Origin of the sequence: Planktothrix sp. FACHB-1355 (genome assembly GCF_014748295.1) — a bacterium.
Lineage (GTDB): Bacteria > Cyanobacteriota > Cyanobacteriia > Cyanobacteriales > Aerosakkonemataceae > Aerosakkonema > Aerosakkonema funiforme_A.
In genome coordinates this window covers 1-3295 of sequence record NZ_JACJUP010000801.1, presented here as the reverse complement: position 1 = coordinate 3295, position 3295 = coordinate 1, and the positions used below count along the sequence as shown (strand labels likewise).

5 protein-coding genes are annotated in these 3295 nt (G+C 46.3%); 2 read left to right on the top strand and 3 right to left on the bottom strand.

All coding sequences use genetic code 11. From position 1 onward, the window contains the following. From H6S82_RS25085 to H6S82_RS25075, 3 genes are all read right to left on the bottom strand, one after another. Positions 1 to 335 (bottom strand): CHASE2 domain-containing protein (locus tag H6S82_RS25085; RefSeq protein ID WP_191056889.1); only part of this gene is annotated, 335 nt, incomplete at its 3' end. A 21-nt stretch (positions 336 to 356) separates the two neighbouring features. Next, on the bottom strand, positions 357 to 992 hold the full coding sequence (locus tag H6S82_RS25080) for a hypothetical protein (protein WP_190470089.1): 636 nt from the start codon (positions 990 to 992) through the stop codon (positions 357 to 359). After that, on the bottom strand, positions 964 to 1266 hold the full coding sequence (locus tag H6S82_RS25075; RefSeq protein WP_190470087.1) for a hypothetical protein: 303 nt from the start codon (positions 1264 to 1266) through the stop codon (positions 964 to 966). Before H6S82_RS25075 ends, H6S82_RS25080 begins: the two co-directional genes overlap by 29 nt. A gap of 80 nt (positions 1267 to 1346) precedes the next feature. On the opposite strand from H6S82_RS25075, the gene H6S82_RS25070 reads away from it, so the two are divergent. Then, entirely contained in the window at positions 1347 to 1535 is a 189-nt protein-coding gene (locus tag H6S82_RS25070) for a hypothetical protein (protein WP_322111966.1), read from the top strand. Between the two features lie 150 nt (positions 1536 to 1685). Beyond that, positions 1686 to 3295, top strand: a 1610-nt coding sequence (gene ligA / locus H6S82_RS25065; RefSeq protein WP_191056888.1) for an NAD-dependent DNA ligase LigA, incomplete at its 3' end; no start/stop codon positions are given.

The following is a 3295-nucleotide window of genomic DNA, read 5'->3' as shown; positions in this document are numbered from 1 at the left end:
AATTTCTCCTTACCTTCCGCTGCAATTAAATGACTGTAAATATCCAAACCAATAGCTCTTGGCTGATGTTCTTCTAGTTTTTCTATCAACTGGAGTAAGTCGCGACTTTCTACATAACAACATTCTTTCACATCTGTTTCATCAATAGTGACGATCGCAATCCTGTCATCGGCAGATTCTTGCGGACGCAGACGCATATATCGATCGAAGGCTGACAGTTCGGAAGGCTGCAACAAACATAACGAGCGCATTAGCAACACCAGTCCCGCCATCGAAGGTGTAGTAATTAAAACTGCCCGCCATTCCCAAACAAACCGTTTTAAATTTGTCCACATATAAAACCACTTCTGAGACTTTTATCTGGGTTTAATTTTGATACCGGGACTGGCAAAAGTATCGCTCAACAATCCAATTCCCGTGAGGGTAGTATGGGCACGTACTGCTGGCTGCACGGAAGGGTTGAAAGGATAACTTCTGCCATTAAATCGCATCAGCCTGTATCCTGGTGTAACGCCACCGCCACCTACGAGAAACACCAAATTTTTCCAGCCAGACGTGCGTTGAGTTGTGACCAAAATTGGCGGGTTAACCAGGGTATGTTTGGATAATAACTGATAATCTTGTTCAACGGTAGTATAAATCAGTGCGTTGCAGCCTCCCGAACCGCAGACGTAAGAACCGACGAGATACACCACCACTTCCGGTTGATTGTCACCGTTAAGGTCAATTCGGTTGTAGTAATAGCGCACGTAGTTTTGCGGATCTGTCGGTGTGTAGTCTGTCAGATGATCTCTCAAAATGGCGCGTTCTAGTTTGGCATCTGGGACTGTTTCGGAAGTGCGATACTCGATATTGCCCACCCTGACGCCGCCGATCGAATTTAGCCGCAAAGATGGTTCGCCTGAGTTTACCGTTTTGGTAAATTGTACTAAAGCAGCAGTACATAAGGCGATCGCACCGATTCTAATTTGTCTGATTTTGTGCCAATTCATCTTTACTATCTTGTTTGCCTGTAAGAGTAGAAATCGATGGAGATTTGGGTAAATCGATCGCATCCATGACAATTGGTGACTGGCTTATGGTAACCTGGGATTCAGGCAGCTTATGTGCGAAAGGCCAACCCGATCGCTTATCGTAGTTAGATGCGATCGCCAGCAACAATCCACCCACAATAAACACCGGCAATGGCAGCGATAACTGTTTCATCCATTGAAACAGTTGCGCCAACACAAACAAAAGTATAAAACTGGCCAACCATATCCTCATTTTTACACCTCAATGCTCCCATAATTTTAACAGCACCTTAAAAGCAATTAATGACGACAAATAATTTCTAACTCGACAATATGCCTTACACTCAATTCACTACGATCGGCAAAGTTAAAGAAGCCTTCAATCTAACCACACAAAAAGGTATAATATTCCTACCGGAACACCCGATCGCACCTTCAAGCACCTTGACAGATTATTTGCAAGAAAGCTTGCCATTAGTTGCCTCTGGCAGCGAAAAAGCTCGCTCGCAAGGCATCATCTAAATACTTACTACAGGAGAGCTTACACTCACAGCAGGTAATTTCAACTCCTATAGTTTTTGAGGTAATTTACGAATTACCCCACAGCTAAAGTCTTATGGAAGTTAAACTAGGAATCTAAGCTTCGTCTGATTTTTGAGGGAGACAGATTCCGTGGCAGAGGTAACGCCTGAAATCAAGCAGCAAGTTCAGCAATTGCGGCAAAAAGTCCAGGAAGCAAGCTATGCGTACTACGTCCTCGATAACCCAATTATGGAGGATGCGGTGTACGATCGCCTCTACCGCCAACTGCAAGAACTAGAAAACCAGTATCCAGAACTGATAACGGCAGATAGCCCAACTCAGCGCGTGGGAGAACGCGCTGCCACGCACTTTACTGCCGTAAAACACAACGTTCCCCTCTACAGCTTGGAAAATGCCTTTAATATTCAGGAATTTGCCACTTGGCAAGAACGTTGGCGGCGTGGAATCACAGGCGGGACGCCTGCACCACAAACCAACAATGTTGAATACGTTTGCGAACTCAAAATAGACGGTTCTGCACTCGCCCTAACCTACGAAAATGGCATACTGATAAGAGGCGCAACCAGAGGCGACGGCATTACAGGCGAAGAAATTACCCAAAATGTCAAGACAATTCGCTCAATTCCCCTGAAACTGAACTTAGAAAACCCACCACCCCGCGTGGAAGTGCGCGGCGAAGCGTTTTTAGGCTTACAAGTATTTGAACAAATCAATCGGGAACGGGAAAAAGCTGGCGAACAGTTATTTGCCAATCCCCGCAACGCCGCAGCTGGAACTTTGCGCCAATTAGATTCTCGCATTGTGGCAAAGCGACGATTGGATTTCTTTGCCTACACGCTGCACATTCCCGGTAGAGATGATACCAAGGACGGGCAAGATGCCCATCCCACAAGAGATCATCCCAAGGACGGGCAAGATGCCCATCCCACAAGAGATTTTCAAACTCAGTGGGAATCGTTAGAATTGCTGCAAAAAATGGGTTTCCGCGTCAATCCCAATCGCAAAATCTGTCCTTCGCTAGATGAAGTTCGGCAATATTACGAGTATTGGGATACGGAACGAGTCAATTTGCCCTACATGACAGATGGGGTAGTGGTAAAGCTAAATTCCCTGAAACTTCAGGAACAACTCGGTTTTACTCAGAAATTTCCCCGTTGGGCGGTAGCGCTGAAATACGCAGCAGAAGAAGCGCCGACGCGGGTGGAATATATCAGCGTGAATGTGGGAAGAACGGGGGCGCTGACACCATTGGCGGAACTTACCCCGGTACAATTGGCGGGGACGACAGTTTCGCGGGCTACCCTACACAATATTGATTATGTGCGATCGCTCGATATCCGCATTGGCGATACCGTAATTGTCCACAAAGCCGGCGAAATCATCCCAGAAGTAGTACGAGTTCTCACCGAACTTCGCCCATCCGGTACACAACCATTTGAAATGCCCACCCATTGCCCCGTCTGCAACCAGCCCGTGGTAAAGTTGCAAACTGAGGCAGTAACGCGCTGCGTCAATACTTCTTGTCCGGCGATTTTCAAAGGTTCCCTAGTTCATTGGGCGAGTCGCGATGCTTTGGATATTAACGGTTTGGGTGAAAAATTAGTGCAGCAGATGGTGGATAGAAACGTCGTGCAATCTGTTGCAGATTTGTACGATTTAACCACACCAAAATTGATGTCCTTAGAAAGAATGGGCAACAAATTAGCTGAAAAATTGGTGAGTGCAATTGCCCAATCCAA

Excerpts from the sequence above, each read along its gene's own strand:
- H6S82_RS25080 (WP_190470089.1), bottom strand. The coding sequence starts at position 992 with ATGAATTGGCACAAAATCAGACAAATTAGAATCGGTGCGATCGCCTTA.
- H6S82_RS25075 (WP_190470087.1), bottom strand. The coding sequence starts at position 1,266 with ATGAGGATATGGTTGGCCAGTTTTATACTTTTGTTTGTGTTGGCGCAA.
- H6S82_RS25070 (WP_322111966.1), top strand. The coding sequence starts at position 1,347 with ATGCCTTACACTCAATTCACTACGATCGGCAAAGTTAAAGAAGCCTTC.